Raw genomic sequence first — 14,968 nt, forward strand, 5'->3', positions numbered from 1 at the left:
ACATCCCCAACCACATCGCCGCCATCAACGGACCAAACTCCACCATCATCTCCGGCGACACCACCACCATCACCAACCTCGTCACCCAATACCAAAACCAAGGCATCAACGCCAAACTCATCGACGTCGACTACGCCTCACACAGCCCCCACATCAACACCATCCGCGACCAAATCCTCACCGACCTTGCCGAGGTGGATCCGCAACCGGCCAGCATCGCCTTCTACTCCACCGTCACCGCACAACCCATCGACACCACCACCCTCACCGCCGACTACTGGTACACCAACCTCCGCGAACAAGTCCTCTTCCACCCCACCGTCGAACACCTCATCAACGACGGCTACCGCACCTTCCTCGAATGCTCACCCCACCCCACCCTCACCACCGCCATCGACAACCCCGCCCTCCACATCGCCTCACTCCGCCGCAACGACGACACCCCCCACCGACTCACCACCCAACGCGCCATCCTCCACACCCACCACCACCCCAACACCAACCACCTCACCCCCACACCCACCCGACCGGTCAACCTCCCCACCTACCCCTTCCAACACCAGCGCTACTGGCTCGATCCCACGAAAACCATCCAGGACGCCACCGGACTCGGCCAGGAGACATCCCGCCACCCCTTGCTCAGCGCCACCATTCGGATGGCCGGAACCGGCAACGTCCTCCACACCGGGACGATCAGCCTGCACACCCACCCCTGGCTGGCCGACCACGCCGTCGGCGACACCGTCCTGCTCCCCGGCACCGCCCTGCTCGACATGGCCCTACACGCCGCCGCCCACACCACCACCCCCGCAATCGACGACCTCACCCTCCAGGCGCCCGCGGAGATCCCGCCGGGAGTGACCGTGCAGCTGCAGGCCACCACCACCGAATCGACAGTCACCATCCACTCCCGCAACGGCGACGACGAGCCCTGGGTGCTGCACGCCAGCGGCACGTTGACCGCCGCCGCCCCGGTGCCGCAAGCGCAGCCCGTCTGGCCGCCGGCCGAGGCGATCCCCGTCGACATCACCACCCTCTACGACGACCTCGCCGCCGCCGGCTACCACTACGGACCCGCCTTCACCGCCGTCACCGCCGCCTGGCAACACACCGACCACACCACCTACACCACCATCGCCCTACCCGAAGGCCTCACCACAAACGGCCACACCATCCACCCCGCCCTACTCGACGCCACCCTGCACCCCCTCGCCACCCACACCGGCGACACCATCCACCTACCCTTCGCCTGGACCGGCGTCACCCTGCACGCCACCAACGCCACCGAACTCCACGCCACACTCACCCCCACCGACAACGGCATCACCATCACCGCCTACGACCCCACCGGACAACCCGTCATCACCATCAACCAACTCGCCACCCGCCCCGTCGACCCGGCCACCCTGAGCGTCGCCCGTACCCGGGTCAGCCGGTCCGCCATCGCCTGGCGGGAGGCCGGGCCGGCGGTCCCGGCCGATCCGGCCCGGACCGATGTCTGGCCGGCGCCGGACGGCGACCTCCACCAGGTCACCGAGGCGGCCCTGCGGCAGCTGCAGACCTGGCTCGCCGAGCACGCCGACGACGACCGGCGCCTGGTGGTCCACACCCGGCCCGGCATCCTGGCCCACCGGGCGGTGACCGGCCTGGCCCGCACCGCCGCGAGCGAGAACCCGGAGCGGGTCGTCCTGGTGGAAGCTCCGGACCCGGCCGCAACAGTGCTGGTCGACGGCGAGCCGGAGCTGGCCGTACGCGACGGCCAGGTCCTCGTGCCCCGGCTCACGCGGCTCACCGACGAGCCGGACGGTTCCCGCCCGCTGGATCCGGAGGGGACGGTGCTCATCACCGGTGGCACCGGCGGGCTGGGCCGGCTGCTCGCCCGGCACCTCGCTGAGCGGCACGGGGTGACCCGGCTCGTGCTCGCCTCCCGCACCGGCCCCGCGCACCCCGACGCGGACGACCTGCGGTCGCTGGCCCGGCACGTCGAGCTCGTCGCCTGCGACACCGGGGACCCGGAGCAGATCGCCGCGCTGCTGGCCGACGTGGACCCCGCGCACCCGATCACCGCGGTGATCCATGCGGCCGGTGTGCTCGGCGACGCCACCATCGGCAGCCTGACCCCGGAGCGGCTGCACGCGGTACTGGCGGCGAAGGCCGACGCCGCCCGGCACCTCCACGAGCAGACCCGCGGCCTCGACCTGTCCGCCTTCGTGCTCTTCTCGTCGGCCGCCGGGGTGTTCGGCAATCCGGGGCAGGGCAACTATGCTGCGGCCAACACCTACCTCGACGGGCTGGCCGAGCACCGGCGCTCGCTCGGCCTGCCCGCCGTCTCGATGGCGTGGGGCCAGTGGGCGCAGGAGACCGGCCTCACCGCCCGTCTCGGCCCGTCCGAACGTCGCGGCGGGGCGATGCCCACCGATCTGGGCCTGGCCCTCTTCGACGCGGCGCTCGCGGGCGGCCCGGCGGTGCAGCTGCTTCAGCCGATCACCGGCGGGATGCTGCGCCGGGCGGACCTGCCGGCGCTGCTGCGGGAGCTGGCGCCGCCGGCGCTGCGGACAGCGGCCGACGCGGGCGCCGGCCGCGAGGGCCTGACCGCGCGACTCCAGGCGCTCGATCCGGAGCAGCAGCACCGACACCTGCTGGAGCTGGTCCGGGGCAACGTGGCGGCGGTGCTCGGGCACGCGGATGCCCGGGCGGTGCACGAGCACCGGCCGTTCAGCGAGATCGGGTTCGACTCGCTGACCGCGGTCGAGCTGCGCAACCGGCTCAACGCCGCCACCGGTCTGCGGCTGCCGGCGACGATGGTCTTCGACCACCCGACGCCGGGCGAGCTGACCGAGCGGATCGCCGGCGACCTGCTAGGCGCCCCGCTGACCCCGGCGGAGCGGCTGCTGACCGAGTTGGACGGTCTGGAGCGCACCATGTCTGCCCTGGAGGCGGCGGACGGGGACCGTACGCGGATCACGACCCGCCTCCAGACGCTGCTCGCGGCGTGGACGACCGGCGGGCCGGAACAGCCCGCGGCGGCGACCGGCGAGGAGATCCGCACCGCGTCGACGGCCGAGATCTTCGCCTTCATCGACGAGAAGCTGGGCCGGGCCGCAGCGCGGGAATGAGCGCACGAAAGGGGGCCCGGCCGCCGGCCGGGCCCCTTCTGCTGTCTCGGTCAGCGCGCCAGGACCGCGGCCTCCTGCTCGCTGAGCGGGGCGCGGCTCAGCGGGGGCCGCGTCTCGCCGCTGCGCAGGGCCGTCAGGAACGCGGGGCTCTCCAGCGACGAGACCGGCGCGGTGAGGGTGGTGACGGCGGTCAATGCCCCGCTCACCGCCGGGTTGCGGAGGGCGGCCGCGGCGACCAGGTCCGCGAACGCCTGGCGCCGGCCCGCCTGCACGGTCAGACGGGGGTCGGTGACGTCGATGCGGGCGTCCGGGTAGCAGATGTCCTGCGAGGTGGAGAGCAGCCAGGGCGTGTCCACGACGGCGGCGATGGCCTGCTGGGCGGCGCGGGCCAGGCCGGGCTTGAGGCCGATGTCCCGCAGCGCGTCGGCCAGGGCGGCGGCGCTCTGCGCGGCGGCGCTCATCCCGTGCCCGTGAATCGGGTTCAGCGACACGACGCTGTCGCCGACGGCGACCAGGCCCTCCGGCCAGGCCGGCGCGCGATCGGCGTGCAGGCGGCGATTCACGGTGCTGCGGGTCAGGCGTACGGGCCCCAGCGGCTCACCCACCGCAATCAGGTCGGCGACGAGCGGGTCCCGCAGTGCCCGGGCGAACGGTGCGAAGGCGTCATCGTCCGCGGCCGGCTCGGCGCCCCGGGTCCCGGACAGGGTGATCAGCCAGGTGCCGTCCTCGATGGGCAGCACGAGGCCGTTGCGGCCGGGGGTGCCGGCCCGGTGGTCGGCGTACACGCTGGCCAGCGGGAACCGCTCAGCGCCGGGGGGACGCAGGAAGGGCCGGGTGGCGTAGGTGAGCCCGGTGTCGACGGTCTCGACGGGCGGCGCCGGCACGCCCAGGGCCTCGAGCCAGCGGGGCAGCCGGGAGCCGCGGCCGGACGCGTCGACGACGATGTCGGCGGCCAGCTCGGTCTCGGCGCCGCCGGGTTCGCGCACCCGTACGCCGGTGACCCGGCCGGCGTCGCCGGTCAGGGCGACGGCCTCGGTGCCGGCGCGGACCGTGATACGACCGCTGGCGAGGGCCCGCTCGCGCACCACGGCGTCGAGCAGCGGGCGGGCACACGTGATCGCGTGGTTGTCCGACGGGAACCGGTGCTGCCAGCCGTACGCCGTGTGCAGCAGCATGTCCGCCTTGGCGCTGATCAGATGGGCACCGGCCCGGCTGAGGGCGGCGACGGAGCCGGGCGCCAGCCGGTCGATCGCCCGCGCGCCACCGGACCACAGGATGTGCGCGTGCCGGCCCTGCGGCACCCCCTTGCGCGGTTCGGCCCCGGGCGGGTATTCGTCGCGTTCGACGACCGTGACCTGCTCGACGTGCTCCCGCAGCGCACAGGCCGCGAGGATGCCGCCGAGCCCGCCGCCCACCACGACACCGTGTCCGTTCTCCGCCATGTCGCCTCCGACGTGCCGCCCAAGGGTGGCCGGATGCCGCCCCCCTCACCGTGCCGGATCGGACTTGGGGCCACCTTCCGCTGGTCTAAAGCCGGCTCGCCGGCGGGCCCTGAAGCGGGTCTGAAGCGGGCCTTGAGCTGCGCTGAAGCGCTATCGGCCGAAGCGTGGTGACGCGCCTACGCTACCGGCGACGGCGCGGAGCGCGCTGCGCCCAGCAGGCCCGACGGAGGCGACCGTGCCCATCGAGATCCTTCTCCCGCGATGCGTCTCGAGCGGGATGTGCGCGCTGACCGCCCCCGAGGTGTTCGACCAGGACGACGATCTCGGCCGCGTCGTGCTGCTGCGCCGGGATCCGGGCCCGGACCTGGCCGACGCCGTACGGGACGCCGCCGCGTCCTGCCCGGCCCAGGCCATCCGGCTGCACGACCCGGCCCCCGCAGCCCAGCCCCCCGGCGTTAGCCCTGCTTAAGCCGGGCCGATCAGGGTGGACGGCGAGGGCGTGGCTCGACGGCGTTTACGCATCCCGCCGATCCCGGGCGCGCCGCTGGCACGGTGACGAAGGGAACCGAGATGACCGAGACAGTCCCGGCGCCGGGACGGCTGCCGACGCAGCGGCAGCGCCCCCTGGATCCCCCGGACGAGCTGAGCCGGTTGCGCGCCGAGCAGCCGATCAGCCGCCTGGCCTACCCGGACGGGCACCTCGGCTGGCTGGTGACCAGCCATGCCGCCGGTCGCCGCATCCTCAGCGACCAGCGGTTCAGCGGCCGGGGTGACCTCAAGAAGGTGCCCTTCGACCTGCCCAGCGGCGCGCGGCCATGGACGACGGTGCCGCCCGGCTGGTTCATCCACATGGATCCGCCGGACCACACCAAGTACCGGTCGCTGCTGACCGGGCAGTTCACCGTGCGCCGCATCAAGCAGCTGGAGCCGCGGATCGAGGAGGTGGCCGCCGAGCACCTGGACGCGATGGAACGGCACGGCCCGCCGGTGGATCTGGTCCAGGCGTTCGCGCTGCCGATCCCGTCGCTGGTGATCTGCGAGCTGCTCGGCGTCCCGTACGCCGAACGCCCCCACTTCCAGGGGCACTCCCTGGCCGTGATGCGGCTCGACTCGACCGCCGAGCAGATCGCGGCCGCGTTCCAGGCCATTTCGGCCCTCATCTTCGGGCTCGTGCAGCGCAAGCGGGCCGAGCCGGCCGACGACCTGATGAGCGGCCTGATCTCGACGGGTCAGCTCAACGACCAGGAACTCACCGGCATCGCGATGATGATGCTGATGGCCGGGCACGAGACGACCGCCAGCATGCTCTCGCTCGGCACCTATACCCTGCTGCGCCACCCGGACCAGCTCGCCCGGCTGCGGGAAGATCCGGCGCTGTTCGACGGCGCCGTCGAGGAGCTGATGCGCTTCCTGACCATCGCCCAGTTCGGGGTGCCGCGCACGGCGCTGGAGGACGTGGAGATCGACGGTCAGGTGATCCGGGCCGGCGACGCGGTGACCGTCTCACTGCCGGCGGCGAACCGGGATCCGGAACGGTTCGACGACCCGGACGAGCTCGACGTGACCCGGCGGGCCACCGGCCACATGGCCTTCGGCTACGGCATTCATCAGTGCCTCGGCCAGCAGCTGGCCCGCAGCGAGATGCGGATCGCGTACGCCGCGCTGTTCCGCCGGTTCCCGGCGCTGCGGCTGGCCGTGCCGGCCGAGGAGGTGCCGATGCGCACCGGGGCTTCGATGTACGCCGCGCAGGAACTGCCGGTCACGTGGTGACTCCGGGCGGCACGATCCGGATGGCCGGGATCGGCACCGCCGCACCGGGTCCGCCGATCGACAACGCCACGCTGGGCAAGCGGATGGGCATGGGCCCGATGTGGGAGCAGTGGGTGGAGTCGTTCATCGGCACCAAGTTCCGCCACCTGGCGGTCGACCTGGCGACCGGCGAGCAGCGCCACACGCTGGCCGACCTGGGCGAGGCCGCCGGGCGGCGGGCGCTGGCGGCGGCCGGCCTGGACCCCTCCGACGTGGACCTCATGGTGATGGGCACGGCCATGCCGGACAAGCTCATGCCCACCACGCTCAACGAGATCGCCGACCGGCTGGGCATCGACGGGGTGCCGACGTTCCAGCTCCAGTCCGGGTGCTCGGGCGCGGTGCAGGCGCTGGAGGTGGCGTGCCACATGCTGAGCGCCGGTGCGCACCGGACGGCGCTGGTCCTCGGTGGCGACGTCTCCGCCAAGCTGGTCGACCCGGACATGGACGCCGGCGCGCTGCCCCCGGCCCAGCTGGTGAACCTGGTGCTGTTCGGCGACGGCGCCGGCGCGGTGGTGCTGACCACCGAGGATGGCCCCGGCCCGCTGGTGCGTGGCGTGTTCACCCGGCTCACCGGACGGAACAAGGCCCCCGGGCAGACCCTTGACTGGTTCGGCGGCAACCGGCGCTTCTCCGGCCCGCCGGTCACCGAGGACTACAAGGCGATCGAGGCGGCCGTGCCGGTGATGGCGGTGTCCAGCCTGGCGGAGGTGCTGCGGCGGACCGGCTGGGGGCACTCGGAGGTGTCCTTCGTGCTGCCGCCGCAGCTGTCCGGCCGGATGACCGCGAAGATCGTGGCCGCGCTGGGCGTGCCGAACGCGGTCGAGGTCTCCTGCGTGGAGGAGACCGGCAACAACGGCAACGCGCTCGTCTATTTCCAGCTGGAGCGGCTGCTGCCCCGGATGGCCCCGGGCGACCGGGCCGTCGGCGTGGCCATCGAGTCGAGCAAGTGGATCGAGTCGGGGTTCGCGCTCGAACAGCGGTGAACTCGACCAGCGGTTATCGACGTCGATGCTGTGACCAGCGGCAACTGGTCACAGCATCGACTTCGGGGGGGCGGGGCAAGGTCACATGGCGAGGTCACGCCGGCGGAACAGCACGAAGCCGGCGCCCGTCAGGAGGGCCGCCACGGCGAGCAGCACGACGAGCGGCTGGACCGCCACGTCGGCCACCGGCGCGGGCGGGGTGTGGCTGAACGGCGAGATGTTGAGGATCGCCTGCGGCAGCTTCAGCAGCGCGCCGATCTGGCCGAGCAGCAGGCAGATGCCGAAACCAGCCCAGGCGATCGCGGCAGTCAGCCGGGGCAGCAGCCCGAAGGCCGCCACGACGAACCCGACCAGGGCGAGTGCCGCCGGGGTCTGCACCAGCGCGGCCACCGTGAGGTCGCCGACGTAGCCGCCGACATCGCCGACCACCAGGCCGTAGAACAGGCCGGTGCACGCGCCGGCCAGGGCGAGCAGGAACACGGTGCCCGCCACCACGATCGCGACGTGCGAGGCGAGCCAGCGGGGCCGGCTGACGGCGGTCGCCAGCAACGGTTCGAGCGGGCCGGATTCCTCCGACCGCAGGCGCAGCAGCGCCTGCACGGCGTAGCCGCCGATGGCCAGGCCGAGGAGCCCGAACACCGCGGCGAAGTAGTTGTCGATGAGGTTGGCGCCGCCACCGCCGAGCTGCTCCACGATCTCGGCGACCGTGTCGCTGCTCTCCACCACGTCGCGGACGGCGTCGCCGACCGCGCCGAGGGCCAGGGCGACGACGATCATGCCGACGGACCAGCCGAGCAGGGTGCCCCGCTGCAACCGCCAGGCCAGGCCGAGCGGGCTGAGCAGTCCCGGCGGCGCCTGCGGCGGGCCGGGCCGGGTCTGGGACAGGCCGAAGCCGACGTCCCGGCGGGTCGTGAGGACGAAGGCACCACCGACGGCGAGCGCCGAGAAGCCGAGCATCAGGCCCAGGACCCACCACTTGTCGTCGTCGAAGGGCCGCACCTGCTGGGCCCAGCCGATCGGGGACAGCCAGGACGCCCAGCCGCTGATCACCTTGGTGCCCTGCTCGGTGACGTGCCCGGTGACGTCGCCGATCGAGCGCAGCAGGAAGGCCACCCCGACGAACCCGGCGGCCAGCCCGTTGGCCGAGCGGGCGCCTTCGGGGATCTGTGCGCACACCGCCGCCGCGGATGCGAACGCGATGCCCGCCAGCGCGATGGCGGCGCCCTCGGCGAACGCGCCGGCCGCCGGCAGGTCGGCGGCGATCAGCGCGACCGCATTAAGCAGGCCCAGCACCACGTTGGCCCCGATGACCAGCAACAGAGCGGCGGTGAGGGCCGCGTGCCGGCCCACGACGGCCGAGCCGATCAGCTCGGCGCGGCCGGTCTCCTCGTTCTGCCGGGTGTGCCGGATGATCGCGAACAAGCTCATGAACGCGGCGCCGAGCACCACGATCAGCAGAGTCTGGCTGGCCGCGACCGCGCCCAGGCCGGACCCGGAGATGAGGCCGTTGAAGACCAGCAGCACCGGGCTCTCGGCCGAGGTGACGGTGAAGGCGAGCCGCGCGGCGTCGTCGCGGTAGAGGTCGATGACGCTGACCGTGCTCGCGTACTGCACCAGGGTGAGCACCACGAGCCAGATCGGCAGCTGCAGCCGGTCGCGGCGCAGCGCCAGGCGCAACAGCCGGCCGGTGCCGGTGAAGGGGCTCATCGCACGGCTCCGGCGGGCGTCTGCGCGTTCTGCTCGGCGTTGCTGTAGTGGCGCATGAAGAGCTCCTCGAGCGTGGGCGGGGTGCTGGTCAGCGACCTCAGCCGGAACTGGGTGAGGTGGCGCAGCACGTCGTCGAGGTGGCTGTTGTCCAGGTCGAAGGTGGCGCGGGTGCCGTTCACGCTGAGGTCGTGCACGCCGGCGAGCCGGGCCAGGCCGGTGATCGGCAGCTCGGTCTCGGCGGTGACCGCGGCGCGGCTCAGGTGCCGCATCTCGGAGAGGCTGCCGGTCTCGACCGTGCGCCCCTCGCGGATGATGCTCACCCGGTCGCACAGGCGCTCGATCTCTTCCAGGATGTGGCTGGAGAGCAGGACCGTGCGGCCGGCCGCCTTGGCGTCGCTCACGCAGTCCTGGAAGACCACCTCCATCAGCGGGTCGAGGCCGGAGGACGGCTCGTCGAGGATGAACAGCTCGACGTCGGAGGCGAACGCCGCGACCAGCGCGACCTTCTGCCGGTTGCCCTTGGAGTAGGTGCGGGCCTTTTTGCGGGGGTCGAGGTTGAACCGCTCCAGCAGCTCGTCCCGGCGGCGTTTGTCGATGCCACCGCGCAGCGACGCGAACAGGTCGATCGCCTCGCCGCCGGAGAGGTTGGGCCACAGGTTCACGTCGCCGGGCACGTAGGCCAGCCGGCGGTGCAGCGCCACCGCGTCGTTCCACGGATCGGCGCCGAAGAGCCGGGCCTCGCCCGAGGTGGCGCGCAGCAGACCCAGCAGCACCCGGATGGTGGTCGATTTCCCGGCTCCGTTGGGCCCCAGGAAACCGTGCACCTCTCCCTCCTCGACACGCAGGTCGAGGCCGTCCAAGGCACGGGTGACACCGAACGTCTTGACGAGCTTGGACACATCGATCACGGTAGTCATGACCCCATGGTATAGTTCCTTCATGAACTTGTAAATAAACTACACTCGGTAAAGATAGGCCGCGCCGCGGGCCCGAGCGGGCCCCTTCCTGGCAGAAACAGCGCTACCTGGAAGGATGGGCACATGTTGGATGCCGCAGAAAATGGCGCGAGGCGTCCGCAGCAGGACGAGGTGGCCCAGTTCATCGAGAATTTCGCGCTGAACCTGGCCGGCCTCGGCTTCCCGCGCATGGCCGCCCGCGTGTTCGTGGCCGTCCTGGCCTCCGCCACCGGCACCCGCACCGCCGCTGAGCTGGCCGAGACTCTGCAGATCAGCCCGGCCGCGGTCTCTCAGGCGGTGCGCTACCTCAGCCAGCTCGGCCTGGTCGTCCGCGAGCGGGCGCCGGGCGAACGCCGCGACCACTACCGCCTCTCCCACGGCATGTGGTACGAGATGTTCGCCCGCCGCGACTCGGTCTTCATCAAGCTCGAGAAAGACCTGGAGAGCGGCATCGCCGCGCTAGGCCCGGAGTCCCCGGCCGCCCGGCACCTCGACGAGACCCGGCGCTTCTTCGCGTTCATCCGCACCGAGATCCCGCTGCTGGTGGACAGGTGGCGCGCGCTCAACAGCCCCGCTGCCGGCCAGGAGCAGCCCGGCTGACCGCGGGGCTCACCCGCCGAGCGCCCCCGGCGCGGCGAGCACCTGCTCCGCCAGCCGGGCCGCCAGCAGCGCGCGCACCCGGCCGCCGGACTGGTCCTCGTGCACGAAGAAGTGGTTGCCCGGCACCCCGACCAGCTCGAAGCGCCCACGGGTCAGCCCCGCCCAGGCCAACATGTCGGCCCCCGCGACCACCTCGTCACCGGTGCCGTGCAGCGCGGTCAGCGGCACGGCCGGCAGCGCCTCGCCGGGCTGCGGCCGATGGCTCCACACCAGACGCAGGTCGTGGTACCCGGGACCGTCCGTGGCGGCGTCCACCTTGGTGGCCAGGGCCGCGCCGAACTCGTCCCGCAGTGCCGCCTGGAAGACCTCGGGCCGCTCCCGGCGGGCCCGGGCCACCTCGGCGCCGTCCGGGAGCCCGGCCAGACCGATCGTGTCCAGCACCCGGGACAGCCGCGCGACCAGCGGGTTCGGGCCGTCGGCGGGCGCGCTGAACGCGCCGACGAACACGTGGCGCAGCAGGTCGCCGTACTCCGCGGAGAGCCGGTGAGCCAGCCGGTACGCCAGCAGGCCGCCCATGCTGTGGCCGTAGAACGCGAACGGGCGGTCCAGATGCGGCTTCAGCGCCCGGGTGAGCACGTCGACCGCCTCGTCCAGATCGTCGATCGCCCGCTCGTCGGCCCGGTCCTCGCGACCGGGCAACTGCACGGGGTGCACCGCCACCCCGCCCGGCAGCTGCTCCGGCCAGTGCCGGAAGAGCGACGCGCCGCCACCACCGTAGGGCAGGCAGAACAGCCGGACCGCGTCCGCCGGGCGAACGATCCGCGGCAGCCAGCGCCCGCTTTCCGTCTGGTAGTCCCGGGGTGGCTCGGCCGCACCCGTCCGGCCGGTGTGCGCCAGCACGGCGTCGCGCAGGCCGGTGAGCGACGGCCCGTCGAGCAGCAGCTCCACCGGCAGCTCCACGTCGAGCTCGGCGCGGACCCGGCGGCGCAGCTCCAGCGCCGCCAGCGACTCCATCCCGGCGTCGGCCAGCGGGACGTCGGGGTCCAGCTCACCGGTGGGCAGGCGCACGAGCTCGGCGACCAGGTCGCGCAGGTAGCCGTCGAGCGCCTCGGGCCGCGGCCGGGTGCGGGCGAGGCCCGTCCCGGTCTCCGCCGGCGGCGGGTGCGAGGCGGGGCCGAGCAGCCGGATCTCCGCCCCGCCGACGGTCACCACCGGCGCACCGCCGCTGTCGACCAGCTCGTACGACGCCCGCACGGCGCCGTCCCCCGGCGGGCCGGTCAGGCGGACCCGGCACCACAGCGGTCCCGGGGCGGGCGGCTCGGCGGAGAACCGCACGTCGTCGGCGCGGCTGGTCAGGAACAGCTCGTCGTCGGCCACGGCCGGGCCGGCGACCAAGGCGTACAACTGCATGCAGGCGTCCAGCAGGCCGGGCGGCACGGGCAGCGTCCGCCCGGTGGCCGGCCCGCCGGGCGGGCGGAACCGCGCGAGCACCTCGCCCTCGCCCGTCCACACCTCGTCGGCCCACTCGACGGACGGGCCCAGCGCCACGCCGCGACGGCGCATCCCGGCGTTGAAGGCGGCCCCGTCGAGTCCCCGCCCCGCCGGCGGGCGGGGCGGCGCGACGTCCGGCAGCGCACCGGACGAGCCGGCCCGCAGTCGCCCGGTCACGTGCCGGATCCACCGGGTGTCCCCCGTCCCCCGGCTGTGCGTGGCGAAGGCCGCCCAGCCGTCCACCGGCGGCTCCACCACGATCTGCACCACCCGGTCGCCGTCGACGGGGCGCAGCGCCTGCTGGAACGCGACGTCCGTCAGGCCGAGCGGGGCGTCGAAGGCATCACGGGCCACCGTCGCCAGCAACTCCTGGTGCCAGCCGACGTGCAGCACGCCGGCGGTGTCTGCGAGTTCCGGCAGCGCGCCCGCCACGATCGTGGCCTGGAACAGCCGCTGCGGCAGCGGCGACCCGATCTCCCGCAGCCCGAGCCCAGCGACCCGGGCCAGAGCCGCCGGGGCCAGAGCCGGCTCCGATGGCGCCGGGCGCGGCGAGAGCCGGCGCAACGGATGCGGCGGCAGGGGCAGGCGCCGCCGGGCATGCCCCTCGTCGACCGCTGTCCAGTCGATGTCGCCGCCGGCGGTGTGCCGGGCGGCCAGGGTCTCGAGCAGGCTGAGCCACGGGGCGGACCCGGTCACCACGGACCAGCCGGGCGCGGGCTCGCCGCCGATCCGCAGGTACTGGCCGTACCCGTGGTCCTCGAGCGTCTTGCGGGCGACGTCGGGTGGTGTCGCGCCGTCGGCGGCGACCCAGTCGGCGGCCCGGCTGCCGGCCGGGACGGCGCTCGCCCCGGCCCCGCGCAGCAGGCGCGTGCGGGGCGCCGGGAACGTCGCCTCGGGAACGGCTCCCGTGCTGCGGGCCAGGAGCAGTCGCACGGCCGTGGCCGGATCGAAGATCCCCGCGACGCTCGCAGCCGCGAGCTCACCCGGGCCGGCGCCGGCCACCGCGGCGGGCCCGACACCCCAGCCGCCGAGCATCCGCGCCAGGGCGATCTGGGTGATCACCGCACGCGCGTCCGGTCCGGTCGCGCCCGGCTGATCCGCCACCTCGGCGGCGATCCGGTCCCAGGCGTCGCGGAACGGCGCGCTCACCGGCCGCAGCGCGGCGGCGATCGCGTCGGCCTCGGCCGGGGTGGCGCTCAGGTGCAGCAGCAGCCGGCCCGGCGGGCCGGCCCGGGCCGGCTCCGGCAGGTCGCGCAGCCGGGCGACCGCGTCGGTCACCGACGAGGTGATGAGGGCAACCCGGCACGGGTACGCCGCCCGGCGCGCGTTGACCGTGTGTCCGACGTCGCCCACCGCCACACCGGGGTGCTCGGTGATCCAGTCGGCCAGGCGCGCCGCGACGGTCCGCACCTCGTCAGCGTCGCGGGCCGACAGGGCCAGCACGTGCGCCGGACGGTCCACTGCGGACGGTGCCGGGGGTTCCGGCGGCGCCTCCTGCAGGATCAGGTGGGCGTTGGTGCCACTGAAACCGAACGAGCTGACCGCGGCCACCGCCGGCCCCGGGCGGTCCGGCCACGGCCGGGTACGGTCGCAGAACGCCACCGGCAGCCGCCCGGCGTCCATCCGCGGGTTGAGCTCCGTCAGGTGCAGGTTGCCCGGGACGACCCGGTGGCGCAGGGCGAGCACCGTCTTGATCAGGCCGGCCACGCCGGCGGCTGCCTCCAGGTGACCGATGTTCGACTTGACCGCGCCGATCAGCAGCGGGTCGCCGGGGTCCCGCCCGGCGGCGTACGCCTCGGCCGCGGCCCGGACCTCGATCGGATCGCCGAGCGGGGTGCCGGTGCCGTGCGCCTCCAGGTAGCCGACCTCGGCGCCGGAGGTGCCGGCGGCGGTCAGCGCCGCCGTGATCAGCTCCCGCTGGGCCGGGCCGCTGGGGACCGTCAGGCCACCGGTGCGGCCGTCGTGGTTCACCGCCGAGCCGCGGATCAGAGCGAGCACCGGCGCACCGGCGGCGCGGGCGTCACCGGCCCGCATGAGGGCGACCATTCCGCACCCCTCGGACCGGCCGTAGCCGTCGGCCGTCGCGTCGAAGGTCTTGCAGCGGCCGTCCGCGGCGAGCGCCTCCATCCGGGACAGCGCCACGAAGACGGCCGGCGAGAGCAGCGCGCTGACCCCACCGGCGAGCGCGGCCGTGCACTCGCCCCGGCGCAGACTCTCCACCGCGAGGTGCACCGCGACCAGCGACGACGAGCAGGCCGTGTCGACCGCCAGGACCGGGCCGCGCAGGCCCAGCGCGTGCGCGACGCGCCCGGCCGCGATGCTGATCGCCGATCCGGTGGCGGTGTACGGCCCGGCGGCCGCAGCGGGCCGGGGCAGCAGCGCGTTCTCCGAGCCGGAGATGCCGGCGAACACCGCGATCCGCTCGCCGGCCAGCCGCGGTGACACCAGGCCGCCGGTCTCCAGCGCCTCCCAGCCGCACTGCAGCAACAGGCGCTGCTGGGGGTCCATCTCCGCGGCCTCGGCCACCGAGATGCCGAAGAAGTCGAAATCGAAGGCGTACGGGTCGTCCAGGAAACCGCCGTGCCGGGTGTAGCTGGTGCCGGGCTCGTCGCGGCGGGTCGCGTGGTAGCGGGCCACGTCCCACCGGTCGGCCGGCACCTCGGCGATCGGGTCGGCCCCCTCGGTCAGCAGCCGCCAGAAGCGTTCCGGATCGTCGGCGCCGCCGGGGAACCGGCAGCCGAGTCCGACCACCGCGATCGGCTCGGCCGCCCGGGACCGCAGCGTCTCCACCTCCGAGCGCAGCCGCCGGATCGCCTCGACCGAGCGGGTCAGCAGGGTTGAGTCGCTCATCTCGCCGTCAT

Annotated in this window: 9 protein-coding genes; 5 read left to right on the plus strand and 4 right to left on the minus strand. The window is 73.9% G+C overall.

The annotated features are described in order from the left end of the window. Positions 1-3,116: SDR family NAD(P)-dependent oxidoreductase (locus tag ACGFIQ_RS33020; protein WP_393249739.1), on the plus strand; the 3,116-nt coding region annotated here is incomplete at its 5' end. Between the two features lie 50 nt (positions 3,117-3,166). On the opposite strand, the gene ACGFIQ_RS33025 is transcribed toward ACGFIQ_RS33020, so the two are convergent. Beyond that, the gene (locus ACGFIQ_RS33025; RefSeq protein ID WP_393249741.1) at positions 3,167-4,558 is read right to left on the minus strand and encodes an NAD(P)/FAD-dependent oxidoreductase; all 1,392 of its coding nucleotides are present in this window, start codon (positions 4,556-4,558) and stop codon (positions 3,167-3,169) included. A gap of 235 nt (positions 4,559-4,793) precedes the next feature. Between ACGFIQ_RS33025 and ACGFIQ_RS33030 the strand changes: the two genes are divergently transcribed. From ACGFIQ_RS33030 to ACGFIQ_RS33040, 3 genes are all read left to right on the plus strand, one after another. Further along, complete coding sequence (locus ACGFIQ_RS33030; protein WP_393249743.1) at positions 4,794-5,027, plus strand: ferredoxin; 234 nt, start codon at positions 4,794-4,796, stop codon at positions 5,025-5,027. Between the two features lie 101 nt (positions 5,028-5,128). Beyond that, the gene (locus tag ACGFIQ_RS33035) at positions 5,129-6,328 is read left to right on the plus strand and encodes a cytochrome P450 (protein ID WP_393249745.1); all 1,200 of its coding nucleotides are present in this window, start codon (positions 5,129-5,131) and stop codon (positions 6,326-6,328) included. Then, complete coding sequence (locus ACGFIQ_RS33040; RefSeq protein WP_393249747.1) at positions 6,322-7,353, plus strand: 3-oxoacyl-ACP synthase III family protein; 1,032 nt, start codon at positions 6,322-6,324, stop codon at positions 7,351-7,353. The genes ACGFIQ_RS33035 and ACGFIQ_RS33040 overlap by 7 nt, the downstream gene beginning before the upstream one ends. 81 nt (positions 7,354-7,434) lie before the next feature. On the opposite strand, the gene ACGFIQ_RS33045 is transcribed toward ACGFIQ_RS33040, so the two are convergent. Together ACGFIQ_RS33045 and ACGFIQ_RS33050 are read right to left on the minus strand one after the other, a co-directional pair. Beyond that, positions 7,435-9,060: an ABC transporter permease gene (locus tag ACGFIQ_RS33045; protein ID WP_393249749.1), complete on the minus strand. Its 1,626-nt coding sequence runs from the start codon at positions 9,058-9,060 to the stop codon at positions 7,435-7,437. Next, on the minus strand, positions 9,057-9,977 hold the full coding sequence (locus ACGFIQ_RS33050) for an ATP-binding cassette domain-containing protein (RefSeq protein WP_393249751.1): 921 nt from the start codon (positions 9,975-9,977) through the stop codon (positions 9,057-9,059). The genes ACGFIQ_RS33045 and ACGFIQ_RS33050 overlap by 4 nt, the downstream gene beginning before the upstream one ends. Before the next feature lie 123 nt (positions 9,978-10,100). Between ACGFIQ_RS33050 and ACGFIQ_RS33055 the strand changes: the two genes are divergently transcribed. Then, positions 10,101-10,616 carry a GbsR/MarR family transcriptional regulator gene (locus tag ACGFIQ_RS33055; protein WP_393249753.1) on the plus strand — a complete coding sequence of 172 codons (516 nt, stop codon included), beginning with the start codon at positions 10,101-10,103 and terminating at the stop codon, positions 10,614-10,616. Positions 10,617-10,625: 9 nt separating this feature from the next. On the opposite strand, the gene ACGFIQ_RS33060 is transcribed toward ACGFIQ_RS33055, so the two are convergent. Further along, positions 10,626-14,957: a beta-ketoacyl synthase N-terminal-like domain-containing protein gene (locus ACGFIQ_RS33060; protein WP_393249755.1), complete on the minus strand. Its 4,332-nt coding sequence runs from the start codon at positions 14,955-14,957 to the stop codon at positions 10,626-10,628. Positions 14,958-14,968: the final 11 nt, after the last annotated feature.

The organism is Micromonospora sp. NPDC048898, assembly GCF_043198035.1.
Lineage (GTDB): Bacteria > Actinomycetota > Actinomycetes > Mycobacteriales > Micromonosporaceae > Micromonospora.

Excerpts from the sequence above, each read along its gene's own strand:
- ACGFIQ_RS33025 (WP_393249741.1), bottom strand. The coding sequence starts at position 4,558 with ATGGCGGAGAACGGACACGGTGTCGTGGTGGGCGGCGGGCTCGGCGGC.
- ACGFIQ_RS33035 (WP_393249745.1), top strand. The coding sequence starts at position 5,129 with ATGACCGAGACAGTCCCGGCGCCGGGACGGCTGCCGACGCAGCGGCAG.
- ACGFIQ_RS33045 (WP_393249749.1), bottom strand. The coding sequence starts at position 9,060 with ATGAGCCCCTTCACCGGCACCGGCCGGCTGTTGCGCCTGGCGCTGCGC.
- ACGFIQ_RS33050 (WP_393249751.1), bottom strand. The coding sequence starts at position 9,977 with ATGACTACCGTGATCGATGTGTCCAAGCTCGTCAAGACGTTCGGTGTC.
- ACGFIQ_RS33055 (WP_393249753.1), top strand. The coding sequence starts at position 10,101 with ATGTTGGATGCCGCAGAAAATGGCGCGAGGCGTCCGCAGCAGGACGAG.
- ACGFIQ_RS33060 (WP_393249755.1), bottom strand. The coding sequence starts at position 14,957 with ATGAGCGACTCAACCCTGCTGACCCGCTCGGTCGAGGCGATCCGGCGG.